Origin of the sequence: Streptomyces lacrimifluminis, from assembly GCF_014646095.1 — a bacterium.
GTDB lineage: Bacteria > Actinomycetota > Actinomycetes > Streptomycetales > Streptomycetaceae > Streptomyces > Streptomyces lacrimifluminis.
The window spans coordinates 1-24,111 of the sequence record NZ_BMMU01000040.1 but is presented as its reverse complement, the minus strand read 5'-3'; the positions used below and the strand labels follow the sequence as shown (position 1 = coordinate 24,111).

Annotated in this window: 23 protein-coding genes and 3 pseudogenes; 16 read left to right on the top strand and 10 right to left on the bottom strand. The window is 70.5% G+C overall.

Annotated elements, in window-relative coordinates:
- Nucleotides 1–3: 3 nt before the first annotated feature.
- Entirely contained in the window at nt 4–774 is a 771-nt protein-coding gene (locus IEY89_RS35830; RefSeq protein WP_189151722.1) for a nucleotidyltransferase domain-containing protein, read from the top strand.
- Here IEY89_RS35830 and IEY89_RS35825 read toward each other — a convergent pair.
- From IEY89_RS35825 to IEY89_RS35810, 4 genes are read right to left on the bottom strand one after another with little or no spacing between them, the layout of a single operon-like run.
- Nucleotides 700–1,464 (bottom strand): nucleotidyltransferase domain-containing protein, encoded by a 765-nt coding sequence (locus IEY89_RS35825; RefSeq protein ID WP_189151721.1) that lies wholly within the window; start codon nt 1,462–1,464, stop codon nt 700–702. The genes IEY89_RS35830 and IEY89_RS35825 overlap by 75 nt on opposite strands.
- A 22-nt stretch (nt 1,465–1,486) precedes the next feature.
- Nucleotides 1,487–1,894 (bottom strand): Rieske (2Fe-2S) protein, encoded by a 408-nt coding sequence (locus tag IEY89_RS35820; RefSeq protein WP_189151720.1) that lies wholly within the window; start codon nt 1,892–1,894, stop codon nt 1,487–1,489.
- Nucleotides 1,891–2,475, bottom strand: a complete 585-nt coding sequence (locus IEY89_RS35815) for a DUF6529 family protein (protein WP_189151719.1) — start codon at nt 2,473–2,475, stop codon at nt 1,891–1,893. The genes IEY89_RS35820 and IEY89_RS35815 overlap by 4 nt, the downstream gene beginning before the upstream one ends.
- Before the next feature lie 27 nt (nt 2,476–2,502).
- The gene (locus tag IEY89_RS35810; RefSeq protein WP_189151718.1) at nt 2,503–3,186 is read right to left on the bottom strand and encodes a hypothetical protein; all 684 of its coding nucleotides are present in this window, start codon (nt 3,184–3,186) and stop codon (nt 2,503–2,505) included.
- Nucleotides 3,187–3,422: 236 nt separating this feature from the next.
- On the opposite strand from IEY89_RS35810, the gene aroH reads away from it, so the two are divergent.
- The 5 genes from aroH (at nt 3,423) to der (ending at nt 8,133) form a co-directional block, all read left to right on the top strand.
- Complete coding sequence (gene aroH, locus IEY89_RS35805; protein ID WP_189151717.1) at nt 3,423–3,785, top strand: chorismate mutase; 363 nt, start codon at nt 3,423–3,425, stop codon at nt 3,783–3,785.
- Entirely contained in the window at nt 3,782–4,867 is a 1,086-nt protein-coding gene (locus IEY89_RS35800) for a prephenate dehydrogenase (protein ID WP_189151716.1), read from the top strand. The genes aroH and IEY89_RS35800 overlap by 4 nt, the downstream gene beginning before the upstream one ends.
- A gap of 332 nt (nt 4,868–5,199) precedes the next feature.
- Complete coding sequence (cmk, locus tag IEY89_RS35795) at nt 5,200–5,877, top strand: (d)CMP kinase (protein ID WP_189151715.1); 678 nt, start codon at nt 5,200–5,202, stop codon at nt 5,875–5,877.
- Nucleotides 5,835–6,569, top strand: coding sequence for a lysophospholipid acyltransferase family protein (locus IEY89_RS35790; protein ID WP_189151714.1), 735 nt, complete (start codon nt 5,835–5,837; stop codon nt 6,567–6,569). Before cmk ends, IEY89_RS35790 begins: the two co-directional genes overlap by 43 nt.
- Before the next feature lie 91 nt (nt 6,570–6,660).
- On the top strand, nt 6,661–8,133 hold the full coding sequence (gene der, locus IEY89_RS35785; RefSeq protein WP_189151713.1) for a ribosome biogenesis GTPase Der: 1,473 nt from the start codon (nt 6,661–6,663) through the stop codon (nt 8,131–8,133).
- A gap of 81 nt (nt 8,134–8,214) precedes the next feature.
- Here the strand turns inward: der and IEY89_RS35780 are convergent, their stop codons facing one another.
- Both IEY89_RS35780 and IEY89_RS35775 read right to left on the bottom strand, forming a co-directional pair.
- Entirely contained in the window at nt 8,215–8,685 is a 471-nt protein-coding gene (locus tag IEY89_RS35780) for a hypothetical protein (RefSeq protein WP_189151712.1), read from the bottom strand.
- Between the two features lie 178 nt (nt 8,686–8,863).
- Complete coding sequence (locus IEY89_RS35775; RefSeq protein ID WP_189151711.1) at nt 8,864–9,637, bottom strand: DUF8842 C-terminal domain-containing protein; 774 nt, start codon at nt 9,635–9,637, stop codon at nt 8,864–8,866.
- Nucleotides 9,638–10,176: 539 nt separating this feature from the next.
- Here IEY89_RS35775 and IEY89_RS35770 point away from each other — a divergent pair.
- The 4 genes and pseudogenes from IEY89_RS35770 (at nt 10,177) to IEY89_RS35755 (ending at nt 13,221) form a co-directional block, all read left to right on the top strand.
- Nucleotides 10,177–10,881 (top strand): transglycosylase family protein, encoded by a 705-nt coding sequence (locus tag IEY89_RS35770; RefSeq protein ID WP_189151710.1) that lies wholly within the window; start codon nt 10,177–10,179, stop codon nt 10,879–10,881.
- Between the two features lie 30 nt (nt 10,882–10,911).
- Nucleotides 10,912–11,563, top strand: a pseudogene (locus tag IEY89_RS42240) (ABC transporter substrate-binding protein); the annotation flags it as partial.
- A 49-nt stretch (nt 11,564–11,612) separates the two neighbouring features.
- Nucleotides 11,613–12,611: a helix-turn-helix transcriptional regulator gene (locus tag IEY89_RS35760; RefSeq protein ID WP_189151708.1), complete on the top strand. Its 999-nt coding sequence runs from the start codon at nt 11,613–11,615 to the stop codon at nt 12,609–12,611.
- 397 nt (nt 12,612–13,008) lie between these two features.
- Nucleotides 13,009–13,221, top strand: a complete 213-nt coding sequence (locus IEY89_RS35755; protein ID WP_189151707.1) for an I78 family peptidase inhibitor — start codon at nt 13,009–13,011, stop codon at nt 13,219–13,221.
- Nucleotides 13,222–13,246: 25 nt separating this feature from the next.
- Here IEY89_RS35755 and IEY89_RS35750 read toward each other — a convergent pair whose 3' ends face one another.
- Both IEY89_RS35750 and IEY89_RS35745 read right to left on the bottom strand, forming a co-directional pair.
- Nucleotides 13,247–14,296 carry a phosphatase PAP2 family protein gene (locus IEY89_RS35750; RefSeq protein ID WP_189151706.1) on the bottom strand — a complete coding sequence of 350 codons (1,050 nt, stop codon included), beginning with the start codon at nt 14,294–14,296 and terminating at the stop codon, nt 13,247–13,249.
- Nucleotides 14,297–14,518: 222 nt separating this feature from the next.
- On the bottom strand, nt 14,519–15,727 hold the full coding sequence (locus IEY89_RS35745; protein WP_189151705.1) for a mannosyltransferase family protein: 1,209 nt from the start codon (nt 15,725–15,727) through the stop codon (nt 14,519–14,521).
- A gap of 262 nt (nt 15,728–15,989) precedes the next feature.
- Between IEY89_RS35745 and IEY89_RS35740 the strand changes: the two genes are divergently transcribed.
- Together IEY89_RS35740 and IEY89_RS35735 are read left to right on the top strand one after the other, a co-directional pair.
- Nucleotides 15,990–17,600, top strand: coding sequence for an MFS transporter (locus tag IEY89_RS35740; protein WP_189151704.1), 1,611 nt, complete (start codon nt 15,990–15,992; stop codon nt 17,598–17,600).
- A 479-nt stretch (nt 17,601–18,079) separates the two neighbouring features.
- The gene (locus IEY89_RS35735; RefSeq protein ID WP_189151703.1) at nt 18,080–19,276 is read left to right on the top strand and encodes an acyl-CoA dehydrogenase family protein; all 1,197 of its coding nucleotides are present in this window, start codon (nt 18,080–18,082) and stop codon (nt 19,274–19,276) included.
- A 38-nt stretch (nt 19,277–19,314) separates the two neighbouring features.
- Here IEY89_RS35735 and IEY89_RS35730 read toward each other — a convergent pair whose 3' ends face one another.
- Nucleotides 19,315–19,758 carry a cell division protein SepF gene (locus IEY89_RS35730; protein ID WP_189151702.1) on the bottom strand — a complete coding sequence of 148 codons (444 nt, stop codon included), beginning with the start codon at nt 19,756–19,758 and terminating at the stop codon, nt 19,315–19,317.
- A 318-nt stretch (nt 19,759–20,076) separates the two neighbouring features.
- A pseudogene (locus IEY89_RS35725) lies at nt 20,077–20,773 on the bottom strand (transporter substrate-binding domain-containing protein); the annotation flags it as partial.
- Here IEY89_RS35725 and IEY89_RS35720 point away from each other — a divergent pair.
- From IEY89_RS35720 to IEY89_RS35705, 4 genes and pseudogenes are all read left to right on the top strand, one after another.
- Nucleotides 20,770–21,518 (top strand): annotated as a pseudogene (locus IEY89_RS35720) (FAD/NAD(P)-binding protein); the annotation flags it as partial. The pseudogenes IEY89_RS35725 and IEY89_RS35720 overlap by 4 nt on opposite strands.
- 238 nt (nt 21,519–21,756) lie before the next feature.
- On the top strand, nt 21,757–22,557 hold the full coding sequence (locus IEY89_RS35715; protein WP_189151701.1) for a DUF1684 domain-containing protein: 801 nt from the start codon (nt 21,757–21,759) through the stop codon (nt 22,555–22,557).
- Between the two features lie 202 nt (nt 22,558–22,759).
- Nucleotides 22,760–23,668, top strand: coding sequence for a S1 family peptidase (locus tag IEY89_RS35710; RefSeq protein ID WP_189151700.1), 909 nt, complete (start codon nt 22,760–22,762; stop codon nt 23,666–23,668).
- Between the two features lie 223 nt (nt 23,669–23,891).
- Nucleotides 23,892–24,111, top strand: a 220-nt coding sequence (locus IEY89_RS35705; RefSeq protein WP_268240783.1) for an SPFH domain-containing protein, incomplete at its 3' end; no start/stop codon positions are given.

The following is a 24,111-nucleotide window of genomic DNA, read 5'->3' as shown; positions in this document are numbered from 1 at the left end:
CGGATGAACGATGTACTGCGCCTCACGGAGTTCCCGGAACTCGACCTGGCGTCCGTGGCCGCGGAGCAGCCCGACCCGGTGCTCTTCGCCACCGTTTCGGGCGCCCACCTCTACGGCTTCCCGTCCCGAGACTCGGACGTGGACCTCCGGGGCGTCCATCTGCTGCCGGCCGCCGACCTGGTCGGGCTCCGGGAGCCGGCCGAGACCCGGTCGCGGATGTGGGTGCGGGACGGTGTCGAACTGGACCTCGTCACCCACGATCTGCGTAAGTTCGTACGGCTGATGCTGCGACGCAACGGCTATGTGCTGGAGCAGTTGCTGTCCCCGCTGGTCGTGCACACGACCGACACCCATCGCGAACTCGCCGCGCTCGCCCCCGGAGTTCTCACCAGCCACCATGCCCACCACTACCGGGGCTTCGCGGTCACACAGTGGCGGCTCTTCGAGAAGAGCGGTGAACTCAAGCCGCTGCTCTACACGTTCCGTGTGCTGCTCACCGGGATCAGGCTGATGCGCGCCGGCGAGGTGCAGGCCCATCTGCCCACGCTCGTCGGGGAGATCGGCGAGGCCCCGGCGTATCTGCCGGAGCTGGTCGCGGCCAAGGCGGAGCGGGAGCACGGGCCCGCCGACATCGACCACGCGCGCGTGGAGGCCGATGTGGAGAGGTTGCACCGGGTGCTGGACGAGGCGCAGGCCGTCTCAGGGCTGCCGGACGCCCCCGCCGCGCACGACGCCCTGCACGACTTGGTCGTACGGGTCCGGCTGACGGGCTGAGGCGCGACGGGTGCGGACGAGGAAGTCCTCGACGCGTCGGTGGTCCGGCTCCTCGGGGAGCGGGCTGTGGTGGGACGCCGCCTCGGCCTCCGCGGCGAGGCGGTTCATCCAGGACTCGACCTCCGGCCACGGCACCTCGCCCCGCTTCACCGCCAGCAGCGGCTCGCGCTCGTCGCCGACGTCGATCGTGAGCGTGCCCGTGCGCAGCAGGTCGCGGCAGCTCATCAGCAGGCGCAGCAGGTGCATCGCGTGCTTCCAGCGCGGGGCGCCGTGGACGCGGACGTCGGCCTCCAGCTTCTTGTGCTGGCCGAGCGCGTAGCGCGCGAACGTCTCGTGCGCCTGGCGGGAGAGGAACGCCCCGCGCAGGGCGAGAAGTTCGCGGCCCGTGTCGTCGGCGTACTCGACGAGAGGGGAGTGGAGGCACTCCAGGATGTTCGGGTTGGCCCGCAGAGCCAGTGTGCAGAAGCGTTCCAGCTCCCAGCTGAACTGCTCCTGGGCCGGGCCCTCCACATGCGTGGGCGGTTTCTCGAAGCGCCAGAACAGGGGAGTGGGCGCGAGGAACACCCCGCGCCGGTCCGTGTCGCTGCCGTCCGTCGCCAGGCCGAAGGCGCGCGAGCCCATCACACAGGCGTAGACCGTGTGGTCGCGTACCAGGTTCTCGGGGCTCTCGGGGTCGGAATGCCGGCGCATTCCGGGAGCGTACGCGGGAACCTCACGCCAGGCGGATCGAATTTCCCGCCACCGTGATCTTCTTCTCGGCCAGCGGCCGCGTCGCCGGCGGGTTGGTCACCGAACCGTCCGTGATGTCGAACTTGCTGCCGTGGCAGGTGCAGTTGATGGTGCCGTCCTGGACATTGGCCACGGGGCACTGCTGGTGCGTGCAGATCGACGTGAAGGCCTTGAACTCGCCCTCCCTGGGCTGCGTCACGACAACCTGCTCGTCCTTGAAGATCCTGCCGCCGCCGACCGGGATGTCGGCCGTGGTGGCCAGTTCCTGTCCGGGGGAGCCCGCGGAGGACTCGGGGGACGCGGATTCGTCGCCGTACTCGCTGCATCCCGCGGTGAGCGCCGCGGCGCCCGTCGCGAGGAGGATCGTGCGTCGCGTCGGGCCTTGCGTCATGTCGTCACTCCGAAGTTGCGGAAGAACCAGAGGGCGGAAGTGAGCCAGACGATCGTCAGCGCGGTGAAGACCAGTCCGCCGACGACCGGCAGCAGCCAGCCGGGCAGCCGGTCCCAGCGAAGCAGCAGCATCTTTGCACTGAAAACGCCGAAGACGAAGCAACCCAGGAGGGAGTGCCACATCACGCGGGAATCGTATGTTTGATATCCGAACGCGTACAGACAGTGCACGGCCACCGGAACCGCCACCAGGAACGCGATCCGCCCCGACCAGCGGTGCAGCTTCGCCGACCAGCCCGGGCCCGGCAGCTTGCCGTACACCATCAGTGCCGACACGACCTGGACGAGCGCGAAGCCGAACGCCGTCGTCGCCAGCCAGGACTTCACCGCGCTCGTGCTGCTGAACCCGGCCAGGTTGAAGGCGGTGCCCTCCGGGTCGTGGACCTTGCCGTACGCCCCGAGGCCCACCGCCACAGCGGCGGCGACGAGCGCCGGGACGAGGTAGCGGGCAGCGTTCGGGCCGCTGGGGGCCGGCGGACGCGGCGGGAAGCTCTGGGTGGCGGCGTTCGGGTCCACGGTCATGTTCGGCTCCCTGCGAGGAGTGGGATGTCAGGGTGTGACCGGGCGGGCCGTCAGCCGCTGGCCGTCGATCGTCACCGCGCCGGTCTCCGGGTCGATCCGGGGCGCGGGGGCGGGTTTGCCGTCGCGCTTGAGGATGCCGACCTGCTCCCCGGTGGACAGCACGATCCAGCCGCCGTCGACCTCGGCGTTCCGCACGGTCGCGGTCGCCCGGTAGAGCCCGGACGGCTTGACCGCCTTGTCCGCGGTGAAGGCGTAGTGCCCGCCCTCGATGTCGACCGTGCCGCGGAGGCTCCCGCCCTTGAGGGTGCCGTTCAGTACGGAGCCGCCGTCGCCGGTGAGCTTCATGGAACCGTCGGCCCCGACATCGCCCTTGAGCCACGACTCCTTGTCACGGCCGTCGCAGAAGTAGGCGATCGCCCTGCCGTCGCGCAGCGAGACCGACACCGCGGACGAGTCGTCGTCCGTACGGCCCGCGTAGTCGGCGTTCGGTGCGGAAACCCTGGTGGGCGACGGGGACGGGGTCGCGGACGGGGAAGGCGATGGGGACGCCTTCGAGGCGGTGGGTGCCGGCGAAGGTGACACCTTGTCGGCGGGTGAGTCGGCCTGGGACGTGGATGCGGGCTTCGTCCCGGTCGTCGCGTTGAGCGACAGCATGAACAGGGCCAGCAACAGTCCCGCGAGCAGTGTGAAAAGCGGTCCGGTGCGCTTCATCGGGCCTCCCCCGAGGCGAGCTTCCTGCTATGAGAGCGGACCCGAGCCCCCACGTCCAGAGCGCACGGGCGTGTCCGCACTCCAACTCGCGGATCGGGGCGAATCGGGTGACATTGGCAAAGCCGGGTCCGGGCCGTTCGGCGCGTCTCAGGGGGCGGGCGCCACGGAGCCGTCGCACACGGGCTGACTAGGCTGTGGACCGAAATCCCTACATCGGCTCAGCAAGGAGCATCACCGTGGCGGTACGAGCGGTCCGGGGCGCCGTCCAACTGGATCGGGACGAGGCCGGACACATGGACGAGCGGGTCAGCGAACTGCTCACCGCGGTCCTGGAGCGCAACAGCCTCACCGCGGACGACCTGATCAGCGTCTGGTTCACGGCCACCCCCGACCTGCACAGCGACTTCCCGGCCGCCGCCGCCCGCAAGCTCGGCATCGTCGACGTACCGCTGATCTGTGCCCAGGAGCTGGACATCGAGGGCGCGATGCCACGGGTGGTCCGGATCCTCGCGCACATCGAGTCGGACCTGCCCCGCGCGGACATCGCGCACGTCTACCTCGGTGCCGCGGGTGCCCTGCGCAAGGACATCGCCCAGTGAGAACCGCACTCGTCATCGGCACGGGCCTCATCGGTACGTCCGCCGCGCTCGCCCTCGCCTCGCGCGGTGTCGTCGTCCACCTCGCCGACCACGACCCCGAGCAGGCCCGTACGGCGTCCGCGCTGGGCGCCGGTACGGACGCGGCGCCGGAGGGGCCGGTCGACCTCGCGATCATCGCAGTTCCGCCCGCGCACGTGGCCGGCGCCCTCGCCGACGCCATGCGCCGGGGTGTCGCGCGCGGCTACCTCGACGTGGCCAGCGTCAAGGGCGGCCCGCGCCGCGAGCTGGAGGCGCTGGACCTCGACCTGGCGACGTACATCGGCTCGCACCCCATGTCGGGCCGGGAGAAGTCCGGTCCCCTGGCCGCGACCGGCGACCTCTTCGAGGGCCGGCCCTGGGTGCTGACGCCGACCCGCGACACGGACACCGAGGTCCTGAACCTCGCCCTCGAACTGGTCTCGCACTGCCGTGCGGTCCCCGTCGTCATGGACGCGGACGCCCACGACCGTGCCGTGGCCCTCGTCTCCCACATGCCCCACCTGGTCTCCAGCATGGTCGCCGCGCGGCTGGAGAACGCGGAGGAGGCGGCCGTACGGCTGTGCGGGCAGGGCATCCGGGACGTGACCCGGATCGCCGCGTCCGATCCCGGCATGTGGATCGACATCCTCTCCGCCAACCCCGGGCCGGTCGCCGACCTCCTCACGGACGTCGCCGCCGACCTGGGGGAGACGGTTCAGGCGCTGCGGTCCCTCCAGTCGTCCGACGAGGCGAAGCGCCGCGAGGGCGTGTCCGGGGTCGAGGACGTCCTGCGGCGCGGGAACGCCGGGCAGGTTCGGGTGCCCGGGAAGCACGGGTCCGCTCCGCGGGCCTATGAGGTGGTGGCGGTTCTCATCGACGACCAGCCGGGGCAGCTGGCCCGGATCTTCGCCGACGCGGGGCGTGCGGGGGTCAATGTCGAGGATGTGCGGATCGAGCACGCCACGGGGCAGCAGGCGGGGCTGGTGCAGTTGATGGTGGAGCCGAAGGCCGCGCCTGTGCTTTCGGCTTCGCTGCGGGAGCGGGGCTGGGCGCTTCGGCAGTAGGGGGTGGGCCGTCGCTGCTGGGGGCTCCGCCCCCAGACCCCCGGTCGGCCCTGAACGGGCCTCGTCCTCAAACGCCGGACGGGCTGATGGGGCGCGGCCTCGTCCTCAAGCGCCGGACGGGCTGAAGGTGCCGGGGCCGGTGCCGACCAGGCACCGAGCGGGTTGGGGACGTGAGGGCCGGTGTCGATCAGGCACCGAGAGAGGCACCGGACGGGCTGGAGGTGCCCGGGCCGAAGGCGTGCGGCCGGATGAGTGACCCGCACCCAGTAACCTTGTCCGGGGCACCAAGCGCCCCCGCCCCACCACCCCGGACCAGGAAAGGTGCCTCCACAGTGGATCGCGCCGCAGTGATTGTCGCCATTGACGGGCCCTCCGGCACAGGCAAGTCGAGCACGTCGAAGGCTGTCGCCGCGCAGCTCGGGCTGAGTTACCTGGACACCGGGGCCCAGTACCGGGCGATCACCTGGTGGATGGTGACCAACGGGATCGACATCACGGACCCCTCCGCGATCGCCGCCGTGGCGGGCAAGGCCGAGATCGTCTCCGGCACGGATCCGGAGAACCCGACGATCGCGGTGGACGGCACCGACGTCGGCGGCCCGATCCGTACCCAGGAGGTCACCTCCAAGGTCAGCGCGGTGAGCGCCGTCCCGGAGGTGCGGGCCCTGATCACCGGGTTGCAGCGTTCCATCGCCGCGTCCGCCGAGAAGGGGATCGTCGTCGAGGGGCGGGACATCGGGACGACCGTGCTGCCCGACGCCGACCTGAAGATCTTCCTCACTGCCTCCCCGGAGGCGCGTGCGGCCCGCCGCAGCGGTGAGCTGAAGGGTGCCGACGTCAACGCCACCCGTGAGGCGCTGCTGAAGCGGGACGCGGCCGACTCCAGCCGTAAGACCTCGCCGCTCGCCAAGGCGGACGACGCGGTGGAGGTCGACACCTCCGAGCTGACCCTGCAGCAGGTCATCGAGTGCGTGGTCACCCTCGTCGAGGAGAAGCGGGACGCGAAGTGAGCGTTCCGTCGAAGGAGAGGAAGGCTCCGTCCGCGCGGGGTGCCGAGGTCGGGCGGCGCATCGGCGTCGGCCTGATGTACGGGCTGTGGAAGCCGCGCGTGCTCGGTTCCTGGAAGGTGCCCGCGACCGGTCCGGTGATCCTCGCCGTCAATCACTCGCACAACCTCGACGGCCCGATGGTCATCGGCGTGGCTCCCCGGGCCTCGCACTTCCTGGTCAAGAAGGAGGCGTTCATCGGCCCGATCGCCACCTTCATGCGCGCCACCGGCCAGCTGGAGGTGGACCGCTCGACGGCGGACCGCACGGCGATCACCCACGCCCTGGGTGTGCTGTCGAGTGGTGGGGTACTCGGGATCTTTCCCGAGGGCAGCCGCGGTGACGGCGACTTCGCCTCACTGCGTGCCGGGCTCGCGTACTTCGCGGTCCGCAGTGGTGCGCCGGTCGTTCCCGTGGCCGTCCTGGGAAGCACCGACCGGCGTGGACGGTTGATAAAGGGGCTGCCTCCGCTGCGCAGCCGCGTCGACGTGGTCTTCGGTGACCCGTTCGAGGCGGGCGACGGCACCGGGCGGCGTACGCGCGCGGCGCTGGACGAGGCGACCGTACGCATTCAGAAGCAGCTCACCGCGCACCTGGAGAACGCCAGACGGCTCACCGGCCGTCAGGAAAACGCCGGGCGCCCCGCTGAGCACTGAGCGACACTTGAGTACTTGAGCGGTTTCAGTAGTGGATCACCCGATACCGGGAGGTTCCACCGATCACCACGATGAACGAGGTACGGACTTCATGAACGACCACATTCCCTCCGAGGGCTCGGGAGAGTACGAGCACGGAGAGCTTGGCGATGCCGAGTACGCGGAGTTCATGGAGCTCGCCGCGGTCGAGGGCTTCGACGCCGAGGAGATCGAGGGCGCGCTCGACGAGGCGGGGCACGGGCCGCTGCCCGTTCTCGCCGTGGTGGGGCGGCCGAACGTCGGCAAGTCGACGCTCGTCAACCGCATCATCGGGCGCCGCGAAGCCGTCGTCGAGGACAAGCCGGGCGTCACCCGCGACCGCGTCACCTACGAGGCCGAATGGGCCGGGCGCCGCTTCAAGATCGTCGACACCGGCGGCTGGGAGCAGGACGTCCTCGGTATCGACGCCTCCGTGGCCGCGCAGGCCGAGTACGCGATCGAGGCGGCCGACGCGGTCGTCTTCGTCGTCGACGCCAAGGTGGGCGCGACCGACACCGACGAGGCGGTCGTCCGGCTGCTGCGCAAGGCCGGCAAACCCGTCGTCCTGTGCGCCAACAAGGTCGACGGGCCGAGCGGCGAGGCCGACGCCACATCCCTGTGGGCCCTCGGGCTCGGCGAGCCGCACCCCGTCTCCTCGCTGCACGGCCGCGGCACCGGCGACATGCTGGACGCCGTCCTGGAGGCGCTGCCCGAGGCGCCCGCGCAGACCTTCGGCGCCGGGGTGGGCGGCCCGCGCCGCATCGCCCTCATCGGCCGCCCGAACGTCGGCAAGTCCTCGCTGCTGAACAAGGTGGCGGGCCAGGAGCGCGTCGTCGTCAACGAGATCGCGGGCACCACCCGTGACCCGGTCGACGAGCTCATCGAACTCGGCGGCGTCACCTGGAAGTTCATCGACACGGCGGGCATCCGCAAGCGCGTCCACCTCCAGCAGGGCGCCGACTACTACGCCTCGCTGCGCACGGCCGCCGCCGTGGAGAAGGCCGAGGTCGCGGTCATCCTGATCGACGGCTCCGAGAACATCTCCATCCAGGACCAGCGGATCGTCACCATGGCCGTCGACGCGGGCCGTGCGATCGTCCTCGCGTACAACAAGTGGGACACGCTCGACGAGGAGCGCCGTTACTACCTGGAGCGGGAGATCGAGACCGAGCTCGCCCAGGTGGCGTGGGCGCCCCGCGTCAACGTCTCGGCGCGCACCGGCCGCCACATGGAGAAGCTGGTCCCCGCGATCGAGGCCGCCCTCGCGGGCTGGGAGACCCGGGTCCCCACGGGCCGGCTGAACGCCTTCCTCGGCGAACTGGTCGCCGCCCACCCGCACCCGATCCGGGGCGGCAAGCAGCCGCGCATCCTGTTCGGCACCCAGGCGGGCACCAAGCCGCCGCGGTTCGTGCTCTTCGCCTCCGGCTTCATCGAGGCCGGCTACCGCCGCTTCATCGAGCGCCGTCTGCGTGAGGAGTTCGGCTTCGAGGGCACGCCGATCCACATCTCGGTCAGGGTCCGCGAGAAGCGCGGCCGGAAGAAGTAGAGGAAGTAGCAGTCGTACGTCTCGTACATGGCTGAGGGCGGCTCCGGATGGGAGCCGCCCTCAGCCATGTGCAGGTGGGGGTCACGCACCCCGTCGGGGGCCCGGTGGCAGCGCCGCCGGGATGTGGGTCATCCCGGTGTAGTGCTGCCGTCCGCCCGTCGGCCATACGGCGGTCGGGGGCCCCGCCTGCCCCTGCTGCGTGTCGAGTTGGCCGACCCGCTGCCACACGGACTGCTGCCCGCCGCCCTGGCTGCCCTGGCCGCCGTTGCGCGCGCTGAACGCACCCGCGCTGTAGGCGCTGTACGAGCCCGTGCCCGAGCCGTACGAGCCGCCGTACGGGGGGAGGCCGTTCGGGCCGGCCCCGAAGGCCGAGAAGTCCAGCTCGTCCTCGCCGCTGCGGTCGCCCGGCAGGGAGCGGAAGGACTTGCCGTACTCGGAGTAGAGCGCGTCGTAGATCGGCGTGGCCGATGGGCCGCTGGAGTAGTCCTGGGTCGACCGCGCGGACGGGATCGGCTGATAGGACTGGCGGCGGGGGACGTCATAGGTGTGCACGTACCTCCAAACGACCCCACCGCCCAACGGATGCGGTCAATGCCCGGACATTGCAAGGCCGCGAAGCGCCTTGCAAGGGGCGCGGGGCTGTGACATTTGCGGCTCCGCCGCGTGGGCGCGACCAGCCATACTCGACCGGCAGCCGCCAACTCACCGGAGTGCCCGCGGCCTATGGCGCTCAGGTACCCGCCAGAGGCAACGCGCTGGCGACCAGCTTGCCGATGCCCGCCGCCTTGTCCAGCGCGTCCCGCAGCAGGTCCTCGCGGGGCTGGCGGCCGATGGAGCCGACCGGAGCCGCGAACATCAGCACCTGCTGGTGCTTGTTGGCGGCGGCGCGCCAGCTCTCGGTGACCTGGAGCGGCTGGTGCGCCTGCCACCAGGCCACCGCGGAGCCGCCGTTCGGGCCGGGCTGGAGTACGGCGTGCAGCTGGCCCGCCGCGAGCAGCACCGACCAGCCGTGCAGCACGGGCGGTACCTCCGTCAGCTCGGTCAGCGGCATGAAGCCCTGCTCGATGAGGAGCGGCAGGAAGTCGTCGCCGGCGCCGGTCGCGCCGGGGCGGACGATCGGAGCGGTCGGCTCGACGACGAGGGCGGGGTGCAACTCGCCCTCGATCAGGACCAGTCCGCTGGTGACGCCCAGTACGGCCTGCTCGGGTGCGGCCATCGGGGCCTCCTCGTCGGCGTTGATGGAGCGGACCGCGCCCTGGAGCTGCTCCTCGGTGACCTGGACTACCTGCGACGGCAGGCAGCCCGCGTGGGCGAAGGCGAGGACGGCGGTCTCGTCCCCGATGAAGAGGACGGTGCTGGTGCGCTCCTGGGCGGAGTCGCCCGGCGTGCGGCAGGACGTGCAGTCGTAACTGCCTGGGGCGTTGTCGCCGGCGAGCAGGCGGTCGGCTTCTTCGTCGCCGATCTCGGCGCGGACCTCGTCGCTGACATCGAGCATGCGCGGCACGGGTGGCTCCCTCGGGATGCGGTGCGTGGCGAGACCGGGTCGCCCCCGGCCGGTGAGCCCGGACAGTCCGGGCTCATGAAGAGGACAACGGCGATCTGTGTCAGGGGTCACGCTGCACGGCGAACGTAATCGAACCATCCCGCACGCTCGGTCACACTGAGTACGGAATTGGACACACCATGTCAAGTAACGGGCAGGTCACAGATGTTGGTTCGGTGAACTGACTCACAGTTTGCCCGAGTAGGTGGTCGGCAAATCAGGAAATGACGGGATGAAGTGGGTGGCCGGAATTCGCCGATACCTGCGGTAACCATGAACTGGCCTGGGGCAACGGGGAGTTGGTTGATAACGGGTCGTCAGGGTCCATAGATTCCTCCGCCGTGTGCACCTAGCACCGCTCGGGTAGGTCCGCCGGCAGCGCAGAACCAGACATCGCGCAGCACCATCGACGGCGGACGGGGCGGAGTGTGCCGGCCGCGTCAGTACGGGGTCGGCGTGTTCCGGTCAGGGGGAGTCCGGGTCTGTGGAGAGGGATCTACATGTCCGAATGTGCCGATAGTTACACCCGCAAGACGCGCAAGACGGCGGTCCTCGCCGGAGCTGCACTGCTCGCTCCGCTCGGTCTACTGGCCGCGACCGGCAACGCCGCGGCGGCGGACAGCGGGGTGTGGGACCGCATCGCCCAGTGCGAGAGCGGCGGAAACTGGCACATCAACACCGGCAACGGCTACTACGGAGGACTCCAGTTCTCCGCGAGCACCTGGCGCGCCTACGGCGGCACGGCCTACGCGGCCACCGCCGACGGGGCCAGCAGGTCCCAGCAGATCGCCGTCGCCACCAAGGTCCAGGGCGCCCAGGGCTGGGGCGCGTGGCCGACCTGTTCGGCGCGCGCCGGTGCCTCCGGGAGCGCTCCCGCCACATCGGGCTCCGACCCGGGCTCCGGTTCGGCCACCACCAGGTCGACGAAGAAGTCGGCCGAGCCGTCCACCGAGCGGTCGGCCGGAAAGGCGACCGGTTCCGGCGGGTCCGCCGCGTCCGAGACCCCGTCGAAGGCACCGGAGCGTTCACCGGCCCACGTCGGTCGCAGCTCGTCCCGCGGTGACTACACCGTCCGCGCGGGCGACACCCTGAGCGGCATCGCCGCCCGGTACACGACCACCTGGCAGCACGTCTACGCCGCCAACAAGGCTGTCATCGGCGACAGTCCCGACCTGATCGTGCCCGGACAGAGGCTCGACTTCTGAGCCGCTCCCCCTGATCCGGGCACGGTGCTCCCCCCGGTCCTCGGACCGGGGGGAGCACCGGCGTCCTACGACGGCCGTCCTGCCGGCAGTGCCGCGGCAGCCGGTTACCGGTACCTCGCGGGGGAGCACGGCGCCCGGACGGCCGCCGGCGTCTCGTACAGCCCGGCGGCCTCGGCCGCGTACGCCCGGCTGGTCGTCCGGGGACTGAAGGCCGAGGGCTACCACGTGGTCACCGAACAGGTCGACTTCGCGCTGCCCAACTTCCGCGCGGAGGCGGCCGATCTGAGGGAACAGGGCGCCGGCCTCGTCTTCGACTACGAGGGCACGGAACAGGCGGCCGTACGGGAGTTCCGGGAGGCCATCGAGGAGCTCGGTTCGCGTTCGTAGTGGCAGCTGGAGGGGAGGGTGGCGGCCAGGTGGTTCACGGAGGCCGCCCGGGCCTGTGCGGAAACCGGACGGGCGTCACGCGCGCGTGTCGACGACTTCATGAACCGCGGCGACGGATACCCAGCGGGCGGTCTGCTGATTCCGGTGCGTTTCGAGGGGCTCGGCGAGCCTCCCGGACGTGCCGGACGTGTCTGTCGGTGGCCCGGTGGCCCGGTGGAAGGTCGGCCAGGGCTGGTTCTCGCATGGGGACGGGGACGCCGACCGCTTCGGCGTACCGCGGATCGCCTACCGGCCTCGCCCCTTGAGGACAGCGGCTGTCCGCGACCGCTGGCAGACTCGCTCCCATGTTGGAGACCTCGGCACGCCTACTGCGTCTGCTCTCGCTGCTCCAGGCACACCGCGAATGGTCCGGCGCCGACCTGGCCGGCCGCCTCGGTGTGACCCCGCGTACCGTCCGCCGGGACGTGGACCGGTTGCGCGAACTGGGCTATCCCGTGGACGCGAGTCCGGGCACCGGTGGCGGCTACCGGCTCGGCGCCGGTGCCGAGCTGCCGCCGCTGCTGCTGGACGACGACGAGGCGGTCGCCGTGGCCGTCGGGCTGCGGACCGCCGCCGGGCAGGGCATTGAGGGCATCGGCGAGACCTCCGTACGGGCCCTGGCCAAGCTCGAACAGGTGCTGCCCGACCGGCTTCGCCGCCGGGTCGGGGCTCTGAACGCCTTCACCGTGCCGATGCTGCGCGGGCCGCAGCCCTCCGCCGTCGACCCGGCCGTCCTCACCGAACTCGCCCACCTCTGCCGGGACACGGAGCGGCTGCGCTTCGAGTACCGGGGACACGAGGGATCCGTGTCCCGCCGTACCGTCGAACCGCACCGCCTGGTGTGCACCGAGCGGCGCTGGTACCTGGTCGCCTGGGACGTCGACCGCGCCGACTGGCGTACGTTCCGCGTGGACCGCATCACGCCGAAGCCGCCGCACGGACCGCGCTTCGCCCCGCGTACGCCCCCTGCCGACGATCTCGCCGCCTATGTCTCCCGAGGTGTCTCCACGCGCGCGTACGCCGCGCACGCCGTCGTGCGGCTGCTGGTGCCCCTCGCGGAGGCCGCCGAGCGGATCTCGCCCTCCGCCGGGACGCTGGAGCCGGACGGCGAGCAGGCCTGTCTGCTGCGCACCGGGGCCGCGAGCCTCGACGTGATGGTCGTCCACGTCATGCTGATGGGCTTCGAGTTCGAGGTGCTGGAGCCCGCGGAACTCGTCGACGTGATCAAAGCCTCCCGGGACCGGTTGTCTCGCGCGGTGGAGCGGTCGCCGCGTACGCGGAGCAGTTCGGAGGGGATGCCGTGAAGATGTGATGCGGAGATTATGTGGGGAAGTCATGGGTGTTTTATACGTTCTGTCGTCGAGGCGGCGACCGAGACGCGTGGCATCAGCACGTATGGCGCGTGTATGGGGCGCGTAAGGCGCCGGGGTGGGGGCGCCGGTGAAATTCACCGTCCCCGAGTTGCTCTTCCGGCGATCACGAACGGGGTTTATGGGGGCGCACGGAGAGTAGGCGAATTACGTTCGAATGGCTGTCGGAAGTATGGGTGACCAGCCATGTGTATGTCGTGCGCGTGATGATTGTCGCGCGAAGCGAATGGCGTGATCTTGTGACAGAAGCGTGACCGCGGCCGGCCGAGTGACGCGTGGTGCCGGGGGCCCGGGCTTCCCCGGCCGCCGGTGGGCGCCTACCGTGGCGGGCATGTCATCGATTCCCAGGCCCGAAGAACCCCAGGACAGCCCGGACACCTATGTCGGCCTCGACGCGGCGGAGGCCGAGCGGCGCGCCCGGGAGCGCGGCTGGTCCGCGGTGCGGTCGCTGCCGCCCGGGGCGATCATCACCATGGAGTACCGGTCGGGGCGGCTCAACTTCGAGGTCGGCGGCGGCAGGGTGACGCGCTGCTGGAAGGGCTGAGGCCGGCCGGTGCGCCGCCGGAGGCTCAGCCGCTGCCGGGCAGGGGGTGGGCCGAAGGGTTGCCGGCGGCGTGCGGGGCGCGGTCCGCGTGCGGCGGGCGGCGGCTGCCGGCCGGGGTGACCGGGCTGCGCTCCGCACGGCTCGCGTGCGAGCCCGGGGCCAGATGTACGGGGTGGTGCGGAGCGTGCGCGGGCGCCCGGGACGAACGGGCCGCCGGGGTGGTGTTCTCGCGGACCGTTACCTCTTCCTCGGCGGTCGCGTGCGGCTTGAGCAACGCCGGCGAGCCGACCCGGGCCGGGACGGGCGCGGTGCCGGGGCCACGGGCGCGGACGCGGTCGCGCAGGTCCAGGATCCAGGTCTCGGCGCGAGTGATCAGCGGCTCGCACCACGGCAGCGCCAGCAGGACCAGCAGACCCGCGACCCAGCCGAGGATGACATCGCTCAGCCAGTGCGTCCCCAGATAGACCGTGGTGAGGCCGACGCCGAGCGACATCAGCGCCGAACCCGCGGACAGCCAGCGCCTGGTCCACGGAGTCGAGGCCAGATAGGCCAGGATGCCCCAGGTCACCACGGCGTTCGCGGTGTGACCGCTGGGAAATATATCCCCGCCCATTCCCATCTCGTTCGAGCCGATGGTGGTCGCGTAGTGCGGTCCGAGGCGGCCCATGCCGATCTTGGCGGCACCGACCGTGACGTTGAGCAGCAGCAGCGCGGCACCGAACACGAGCAGCGGGCGCAGGGTGTGCTGACGCCAGGCACGCCAGCCCAGCCAGGCCGAGATCATCACGGCGGTGGGGCCGCGCTGACCGAGCACCACGTAGTAGTCGAGGAACGCGTGGATCTCCGGCCACTGCTGGTAGGGCCGGAAGAACATGACCTGCCAGTCGAGCCGGACCAGCCACGAGGTGATCACGACGGCCCACACGGTGGCGAGATAGAAGGCCAGGGTCGCGACAAGAAGCGCGATCCTGTGCCGGCTCATCTTCGGCACATCGATGTGGGTCGGCCGTTCCGGTTCACGGTCCAGCCTCGCGAACACCCGGTCCAGACGGGCGAGGTTTCCTTCAGTACGCACGCAATCGACGTTACAGCGAGTGAGCGCGGATCTCCGCCCAATCCTCGGCTTTGTAATGACGATGTGATGTGGGATTCCTCTCAGGAGGCATGTTTAATTCCCTGGAATCCCTATTCGGCGGGCCGTCTTCCCTTGATTTCCATTGATCATGCGGCCGTGCTGTTAAATGGCTCTTTCGAATTGGTTCACCAAGTGGTTGTTCGGAATTCGCCGAGAGGTCGCTCAGGGCGGGCCGGAGCCGTTCAGCCAGAACGCCCCGTAGATCGCCGAGGCCACCGCGACCACGCCCGTCACCAGCGCCGACCTGGAGGTGCGCGACCGGGCCAGGACCTGGGCGAGCGGCAGCAGAAGAGGGAACGCGGGCAGCAACAGACGTGGTTTCGAGCCGAAGTAGCTCGACGCGCACAGGGCGAGCACGGTGACGACGCCCGCGTACACCAGCAGGGGCAGCGGCTGGTGCTGCCGTACGCAACGGACGAACAGCCAGATCAGCAGGCCCACACCGACGATCAGCCCGACCCCGGCGAGCGCCGACGGGAACGACGTGAACTTGTCGGCGACGAAGCGGGCGAACGCGGCACCGCCGTCGAAACCGTTGCGCCAGCCGGCCTGGACGTCCAGGTAGCCCAGGGGGCCCTTGCCGGTGTGGTGGCCGACCCACAGGACATAGCCGGCGGCGCCGAGCGGCGCGATCAGCATGCCGAGGGCGCGCCGCCAGGCGGGTGCGCCGTGCGAGTCGGGCGCGCTTCGGTCCCGTTCGAACGAGCTACTGGACCAGCCACTGGACGAGGTGCTGAACGAGGCGATGGCCGTCACCCACACCGCCGCCACCACCGCGAGTCCCACCGGGCGGGTCAGGCCCGCCAGCAGGGCCAGGGTGCCCGCCGTCAGCCAGCGGCCGGTGAGGACCGCGTACAGGGACCAGGCGGCCAGGGCGGTGAACAGTGACTCGCTGTACGCCATCGACTGGACGATCCCGACCGGCAGCACCGCCCACAGCAGCACGGCACAGACGCCGACCCGACGGTCGTACACATGATCCGCGACCGCGAAGATGCCCCAGGCGGCGGCGAGTGACGCTACGGCGCCGACCGCGAAGCCCGCGTCGGCGTACGACATCGGGGTGACCGCCGCCAGGAGCCGCTCCAGCCAGGGCAGCAGCGGGAAGAAGGCGAGGTTCGAGTGCACGTCGCCGTTGGGGAGGCGCACCTCATAGCCGTAGCCGAGTTCGGCGACCCGGGTGTACCAGAGCGAATCCCAGCGGGCGGTGAGGAGTGTGTACGCGCTCTTGTCCCGCGCCGCGCTCCACAGCGCCAGCGCGACCAGACCCAGGAGCCGGACGACCGCGTACCCGAGGAGGGCGGGCGCCGCTCGGCGGAGCGTGGGAAGCGCGGGGAGCACGGGGAGCGGGCGGGTTCCAAGGTCTGTCACCGGTCGATTATCGACGGGGTGCGCGACGAGGGCGGGTACGGAGGCGGGCGGCCCGCCGGATGCGTGGTGTACGCCACACGGGTTCCGTGGGCGGGTGAGAGGTCCGCCACTTTTCGCCGCTGCGAACTCGCGTACGCTGTCTGACCACTCGCTTTTCGCCGCGCGGACCGAGGACACCGCTCCTCCTCGGTCGAAGCCGAAGCCCCCGGGGAGTCCCCACCCCGCGGACCGTCGAACGCGAGGGAATCTTGGAGGTACGTACATGTCCGGGACGACCACGGCTGCGGCTGCGCTGCGCCGTCGGGCGGCCGGGGCGAGTGCCAACCGCTGGGTCGTCCTCCTCGTCCTCTGTACGAGCCTGCTGCTCGTCGCGGTCGACGCGACCGTGCTGCACGTGGCGGTGCCCGCCGTCAGCGAGGATCTCCGGCCCGGCGCGATGGAGCTGCTCTGGATCGTCGACATCTATCCGCTGGTCTGCGCCTCGCTGCTGATCCTGTTCGGCACGCTGGGCGACCGGGTCGGCCGCAGACGGATCCTGCTCCTCGGGTACGGGCTGTTCGGCGTCGCCTCCGGTATGGCCGCCCTCGCCGACAGCGCCCCGGTACTGGTCCTGGCGCGGGCGCTGCTGGGTGTCGGCGGCGCGATGATCATGCCGGCGACGCTCTCGATCCTGCGCCAGGTCTTTCCCGAACGGCGCGAACGGGCGCTGGCGATCGGCGTCTGGAGCGCGGTGGCCGCGGTGGGCGCGGCGGTCGGCCCGCTGCTCGGGGGCTTTCTGCTGGAGCACTTCTGGTGGGGTTCGGTCTTCCTCGTCAACATCCCCCTGATGCTGGTCAGCCTGCCGATCGGCCGGCTGCTGCTGCCCGAGTCGCGGGGCGAGGGGGGCGACGGCCCGTGGGACGTGGTCGGCGCGCTGACGGCGGCGGGCGGGCTGTTCGGTGTCGTGCTGGGCGTGAAGCGGCTGGGCGGCGGGGAAGGGGCCGGGAACTTCCTGACGGTCGTGCCGCTGGTGGCGGGCGTGGCGCTGCTGGTTGTCTTCGTCCGGCGGCAGCGGCGGCGCAAGCATCCGCTGGTGGACCTGGGGATGTTCGCGCGGCCCGCGTTCAGTACGTCCGTCGGGTGCATCGTGCTGGCGATGCTCGCGCTCGTCGGGCTTGAGCTGATCGCGGCGCAGTATCTCCAACTGGTGCTGGAGCTTTCGCCGTTGCAGACGGGGCTACGACTGCTGCCGCTGACGGTGGCGGCGATGGCGGCCGGGCTCGCGGGTGCGCGGCTGCTGCGGACGTTCGGGCCGCGGACGATGGTGTGCGCCGGTTTCTGCCTGACCGCGGCGGCGGTCGTGCTGCTGACGGCGATGGGCGGCGAGGACAACGCGGGGTTGTTGCTGTGCGGGTTCGTGTTGTTGGGCTTCGGCCTGGAGACGACGCTCTTCGGGGCGTACGAATCGATGCTGAGCGAGGCTCCGGCGGCGCAGGCGGGTGGGGCGGCGGCGATCGGCGAGACGTCGTACCAGCTGGGCGCGGGGATCGGGATCGCGCTCCTGGGAAGCGTGATGAACGCGGCGTACGCGCCGGGGGTGGGGTCGGTGCCGGGGGTCCCGGAGTCGGCGTCGGCTGCGGCGGGGCGTTCACTGGGCGAGGCGTACGAGGTTGCCGGGCGGCTCGGGGGGTCGCCCGGTGCGGACCTGCGGGCGGCGGCTCGGGACGCGTTCGTGCACGGGCTGCATGTGACGTTGCTGGTGAGTGCGGGGTTGTTGCTGCTGGGCGCGGTGATGGCGTTGCGGTTGCCGCGGGCAATGCAGGGGGGCGGCGCCGCTGAGCCGGCCGGGGTGCCTGGTCCTCGGGAGGTGGCGGGGTCCCGTGTGTCGGTGTGAACGTCCCACGGATCTCCTACCCACGCACCACCCGTGACGGCCATCTGAAGGGGTGGACGTCTCTTGTGGGGGTGCGGGTGCGTCGGCGGGTGACGGGTGACGGGTGACGGGTGAAGGTGAGGGGTGGCCGGTCACTGGGTGCGGGTGCGGGTGCGGGTGCAAGGTGATGGCGGGCGGACGGGGTGGGCCATTGTCCTGGGTGGGCGGACCGCTGGGCCCGGCCGCCGCCGACGAGGCAGGTACCCCACGGGAGAGGCCGACCTCGTCAGGTGACAGCCACGGATGGGCGGGTGGGAAAAGCTGTCGGGCAGGCGTCGACGGTGGGTTCGCCCCGCGGGTGACGCGAGCCTGTCGGCTGGGTCGCACGGGCTGGCGGGGTGGGAAAAGCTGTGGGTGAACGTCGGCTGGACGTACGGCACACTCCGTCGTACCGTCAGCCGCGTCACTAGCGGTGCTAGTTTAAGTTGCCGGAGGCTCCCGTGGCCGAGTTCGCGAAGCTGCCCGCTTTCGACCCCGCCGACCCGCTCGGCCTCGACGACCAGTTGGACGCGGAGGACCTGGCGATCAGGGACACCGTGCGGACCTGGGCGGCGGACCGCGTGCTGCCCCATGTCGCCGGATGGTTCGAGGAGGGCGAGCTGCCGGACATCAGAGGGCTCGCCCGTGAGCTGGGCGGCATCGGAGCCCTCGGGATGTCGCTCACCGGGTACGGCTGCGCCGGCGCGTCGGCCGTGCAGTACGGCCTCGCCTGCCTGGAGCTGGAGGCCGCCGACTCGGGAATCCGCTCCCTCGTCTCCGTACAGGGCTCGCTCGCCATGTACGCCATCCACAGTTTCGGCAGCGAGGAGCAGAAGCAGCACTGGCTGCCGCGTATGGCCTCCGGCGACGTCATCGGCTGTTTCGGGCTGACCGAGCCCGACCACGGCTCCGACCCCGCCGGCATGCGTACGTACGCCAAACGCGACGGCAGCGGCGGCGACTGGGTGCTCAACGGCCGGAAGATGTGGATCACCAACGGGTCCGTCGCCGGCGTGGCCGTCGTGTGGGCGCAGACCGACGACGGCATCCGCGGCTTTGTCGTCCCCACCGACACCCCCGGCTTCTCGGCGCCCGAGATCAAGCACAAGTGGTCACTGCGCGCCTCCGTCACCAGCGAACTGGTGCTCGACGACGTGAGGTTGCCCGCAGATGCCGTACTGCCCGAGGCCACCGGCCTCCGCGGCCCTCTCGGCTGTCTCTCCCACGCCCGCTACGGGATCGTCTGGGGTGCCATGGGCGCGGCCCGGTCCTGTTTCGAGGCCGCTGTCGACTACGCGAAGACGCGCGAGCAGTTCGGGCGGCCCATCGGCGGGTTCCAGCTCACCCAGGCCAAGCTCGCCGACATGGCGGTCGAGCTGCACAAGGGGATTCTGCTCGCCCACCATCTGGGGCGACGCATGGACGCCGGCCGCCTGCGTCCCGAGCAGGTCAGCTTCGGCAAACTGAACAACGTACGAGAGGCCATCGACATCTGTCGTACGGCCCGGACGATCCTCGGTGCCAACGGGATCTCGCTCGAATACCCCGTGATGCGGCACGCGACGAACCTCGAGTCGGTGCTCACGTACGAAGGCACCGTCGAGATGCACCAGCTCGTGCTGGGCAAGGCGCTCACCGGACTTGACGCCTTCCGCTGACCTGAACAACGGCCGGCGGGGCCGGTGAGCTGCCTTGCTCAGCTCTGGTTGAAGAAACCGTCCGCCCGGTGCGGCTGGGCCTCCCCGCTGACGATCTCCGTGTCGGCGGGGGTCAGCAGGAACACGCGGTTGGACACCCGCTCGATGGAGCCGCGCAGACCGAAGATGAGGCCTGCGGCGAAGTCGACGACGCGCTTGGCGTCGGCGGCCTCCATGGCGGTGAGGTTCATGATGACCGGAACGCCGTCCCGGAAGAGCTCGCCGATGGCGCGGGCGTCCCGGAAGCTGTCCGGGGTGACCGTGCCGATCCGGCGGCCCTTCTCCTCGGCCACCTCGCCTGCGACCTTGACCCGGGGGTCCGTGACCCAGGCATCCCCGGGCTGCTCGGTCCCCTCGGAGTAGTCGTCGTCGTAGTAACGCTCGTCATCGTTGTTGTCGTCGACGAGGCCAAGCCAGGCACTCGCCTTGCGTACCGATCCCATGGACGCCTCCTCTCACAGCGGTCTCTCATGCTTTCCGCATCCCTATGGTCATCCATGATGCGGATGGCGCGCCAAGTGAATAGACGCCGCGCGGGGGTTTCGTGACGGTACTGGTGCACAACCATTTCGTCGAGAGGCCCCGCGCCGCAAGGGTCTTACTGTGTCCGACTGCTGACTGAGAGTGAAATATGATTCTTCGTGGCGTATGGGTGAGCGTTGGGACGTATGGGTGAATGGGCGTCCTGCCCGCTTTCCTGACGAAGACTCAGTCACGGTCGGCAAGTGCCCAGTCAGGCCCGGATCACACCTGACGGCAGGTCAGTCCCTGAGCTCCGGAGGGGAGATCCGCGATGTCGCGATCGCCGAGCCCGTCGTGCCCCACGTCCTGAGAATCCTGTCGTACGTCCCGTCGGTGATGAGTTTGTTCACCGTGGCCTGGAAAGCGGGGGCCGGTTTTGTGCCCTTCTTGAAGGCGAAGCCGACGTCGAGGCGGCGGAACTCGTTCAGGGACTTCACACCTTTCTGCTGGGTGACCGCGTATCGAAGGCCGTTGATCGTGGACATCACGATGTCGCTGCGGTCCTGCTGGAGCGAGGACCGGATGGCGCCCTGTTCGCTGTAGGTCTGCACCTTGTACGTTTTTTCCCGCGTCCGGGCGAATCTGCGCGTTCTCCTCCAGCGTCGCCTCGAAGGTCGTGCCCGCGCCGGTCTCCACGTTCGGGCCGCACAGCTGGGCAAGGTCCGTGATCTTCGTCAGCTCGCTGTCCGCGCGCCTGGCGAAGCCCTGGCCGTCGTTGAGGTAGGCGACGAAGTCGATCGTCCTGCGGCGCTCGTCCGTGACGCCGAAGTTGCTCGCCCCGAAGTCGTACTCGCCGCTGTCCAACGCGGGCAGGATCGCCTCGGAGCCGGCCGACTCCTGCTTCAGCTCGATGCCGAGCACCTTGGCGACGGCGTCCGCGAAGTCGACCTCCTGGCCGGCCAGCGTTCTGCCGTCGTCCAGGTGCGAGGTGCCTGGCCGTTCTGGCGCCCGGCATCCGTGTCCAGCACCACGTCGGGCGCGCCCTGCGGGTCGGCGGGCCGCGCGAGGGGCGCCAGCAGGGGTGGCTGGAAGGGCACGCCCGGCCGCTGCTCGCCGACCTCGTCGTACTGACGCTCGGGCATCTCGATGCCGAACTCGACGACGAGCGGAGCGAGTTGGCCGCCTGCGCGCAGGCCAGCGGACTGGTTCATCTGCCGCCCGACTTCACCGCCGACAGCGACCTGTCCGCGCTACGGCCCGGAAAGCCCGTCCTCGTGCGGGGTTTCGGGCTCGCCTTCGTCGACCTGATGGTGCTCCTCACGGAGGGGCGCGGCGGGAGCTGTGAAGACGATGGCGAGTGGAGTTGGTCTACCGGCCGTCGGGGCGGGAACCCGTCCTGTACGTAGGCTCCCGACGCGGGGTGCCGTACCACTCGAAGATCGGCTACGACTGGACCGGTGAACGGCCGCCCCTGCCACGGTTCTTCGGGCAGGGCGAGGCGGACGCCCTGCTCGCGCGGCCGGACGGCTTCGACTTCCGGCGGGACGTATGGCCGCTGGTGGAGAAGGAGTTGGGGTTCGCCCTCTACCGCCGGCTGTTCACCCCCGAGCGCACCAACGGCGCCTGGACGGACTTCGAGGAGAAGTGCGCCGCCGCGGACCGGGCGGAGCGGGAGGTGCTGGTCGCCTCCACCGTGCCCGATCCGGCCGGCCGGCTCACCTCGGCGCCCTCGCTGGACCGGGTCGAGACGCTGCCCCAGGAACGTGGCGCGTTCCGTACGCAGGACGCGGGGGCCACGTTGCGCTCACACCTCGGGCTGGGCGAACCCGGATGGACGGGCTGACTGAGCGCCGTACTGACAAAGATGACATACAGGTTGTGTACGGGCCGCGCACAGAACGCGTGGTCCGGGGCGTGTGCCGAAGGCGGCGCACGGTGGGTTCCCGGGAGTGAGCTGGCGTGGGTTCTGGAGTGGGTTCATGACGGCGGCCGGAGCCGAGGCGTGGCAGAAGTGGCACGAACGGCGCGTCGAGACGGTGTCGGCGCCCTACGGGCCCCTCGCACTCGTCGGTACGCACTGGCTCAAGGACTTTCCGGACGGTCGACTTCCGGCCATCCCCGGACGGTGGACGGCCGACGGCGACGCGGTCGCCCTGGCCGCCGGCGCCGCGGACGGGCTGACGCTCGACGGCGGGCCCTTCGCCGGGGAGATCCGGCTGACCGCGGACCAGGGCCCGGCGGGCGCGGCGCGGGTCGGTCTCGGCGAGAGACGCCTGGTCGTACTGGTGCGCGAGAGTAGCTGGGGTGTGCGCGACTTCGACCCCGACGCGAAGGCGCGCACGGCGTTCAGGGGTGTGGAGGCGACCCCGTACAACCCACGCTGGTCGGTGCCCGGTCGGTTCGCGCCGTACGACGGGCGGCGGACCGTGCGCGTCGCGAACGCGGACGGCCGGGAGTGCGGGCTCGGGCTCGGCGGCGGACTGACTTTCTCGCTCGACGGGCAGGAGCAGACGCTGCGCGTGACCGTCGAGGAGGACGGCACGTTGTGGGCTGTCTTCGCCGACTCGACCAGCGGCGACGGCAGTTACCGCTTCCGGTTCCCGCGTCCTGCGGCCCCGGACGCCGAGGGGCGCACAACGGTGGACTTCGACCGGGCCCTGCTCCCACCGTGTGCGTTCGCCGACCACTTCGTCTGCCCCTTTCCGCCGCCCGGGAATACGCTGGGTGTCGCCATAGCCGCAGGGGAGCGCGACCTTCGTCAGAACACCGTGGTTCCTTGATCAACCCCTGCGGGCTGTACGGGGGTTGAACAACGTGAGGCCGAAAGGCGCCCTTGCGTCGGCCGGTCGAACGGTCGAATACTCCCACCCAGCGCTTGTCAGGGTCACGGCATGTCCGGAATCCGGGCATAACGGCTCCGACTGCGCCTCACGGGCCCCGACCCCACGCGGGCCCCCGACTTCCCATGTGGAGGAACGACAAGTGAGGATCAAGCGCACCACCCCCCGCAGTGGCATCACGAGACGGACCCGGCTGATCGCCGTCAGTACCGGACTTGTGGCCGCTGCCGCCGTCGCGATCCCCAATGCGACCGCCGCGGACGTCACCACCTTCAGTGCCGCCCAGCTCAGCAAGGCGAGCGGCTCGGTGCTCAAGGCCGACATCCCGGGCACCGCCTGGGCGGTCGACGCCAAGGCGAACCGTCTCGTCGTCACCGTCGACAGTACGGTCTCCAAAGCGGAGATCGCGAAGATCAAGCGCCAGGCGGGCACCACCGCCGACGCCATCACCATCAAGAAGACCCCGGGCAAGTTCAGCAAACTGATCTCCGGCGGCGACGCAATCTATGCGAGTAGCTGGCGCTGCTCCCTGGGCTTCAACGTCCGCAGCGGCTCCACCTACTACTTCCTGACCGCCGGTCACTGCACCGATGGCGCGGGCAACTGGTGGTCCAACTCAGGCCGTACGACACTGCTCGGCGCGACCTCGGGCTCCAGCTTCCCGACGAACGACTACGGGATCGTCAGGTACGCGAGCAGCTACCCCGTGAGCTCGATCTCGGGCACCGTCGGCAGCGTCGACATCACCAGCGCCGCCACCCCGTCCGTGGGCACCACCGTCTACCGTCGCGGCTCCACCACCGGCACGCACAGCGGCCGGGTCACCGCGTTGAACGCGACTGTCAACTACGGCGGCGGCGACGTCGTCTACGGCATGATCCAGACCACGGTCTGCGCCCAGCCCGGCGACTCCGGTGGCCCGCTCTACTCCAACGGCGGCGTCGCCTACGGTCTGACCTCGGGCGGCAGCGGCAACTGCTCCTCCGGTGGTACGACCTTCTTCCAGCCCGTCACGGAGGCCCTGAGCGCCTATGGCGTCAGCGTCTTCTAGGGCAGCCCACGGCATCATCGTTTTCCGCACGGCCTGACCTGCAGCCGGCAGCAGCAGGAGAGCCCCCGTACGCAACTCGCGTGCGGGGGCTCGCCCTTGCCCGCCCGACGGAGTTACCTTCGGAGGACAGGAAGAAGTACGGGAAGTATCGGCAGAACGAGAAGTGCCCGCAGTGCGGCAAGTCTCCCCTGCGTACGCCCACTTCGGACCCTGGGGGGCCGGCATGGTCGAGGAGCTGGTGACGGCGGGAGTCGCTGTCGCGTCCGCCGGAGTGCTGTACGTGACGGCTGCGGCGCGGGTCGTCAAACAGTACGAGCGGGGTGTGGTGTTCCGGCTCGGGCGGCTCTCGTCGAATGTGCGTGGGCCGGGGTTCACCGTGATCGTCCCGTTCGTGGACCGGTTGCAGAAGGTCAACATGCAGATCGTCACGCTGCCGGTGCCGG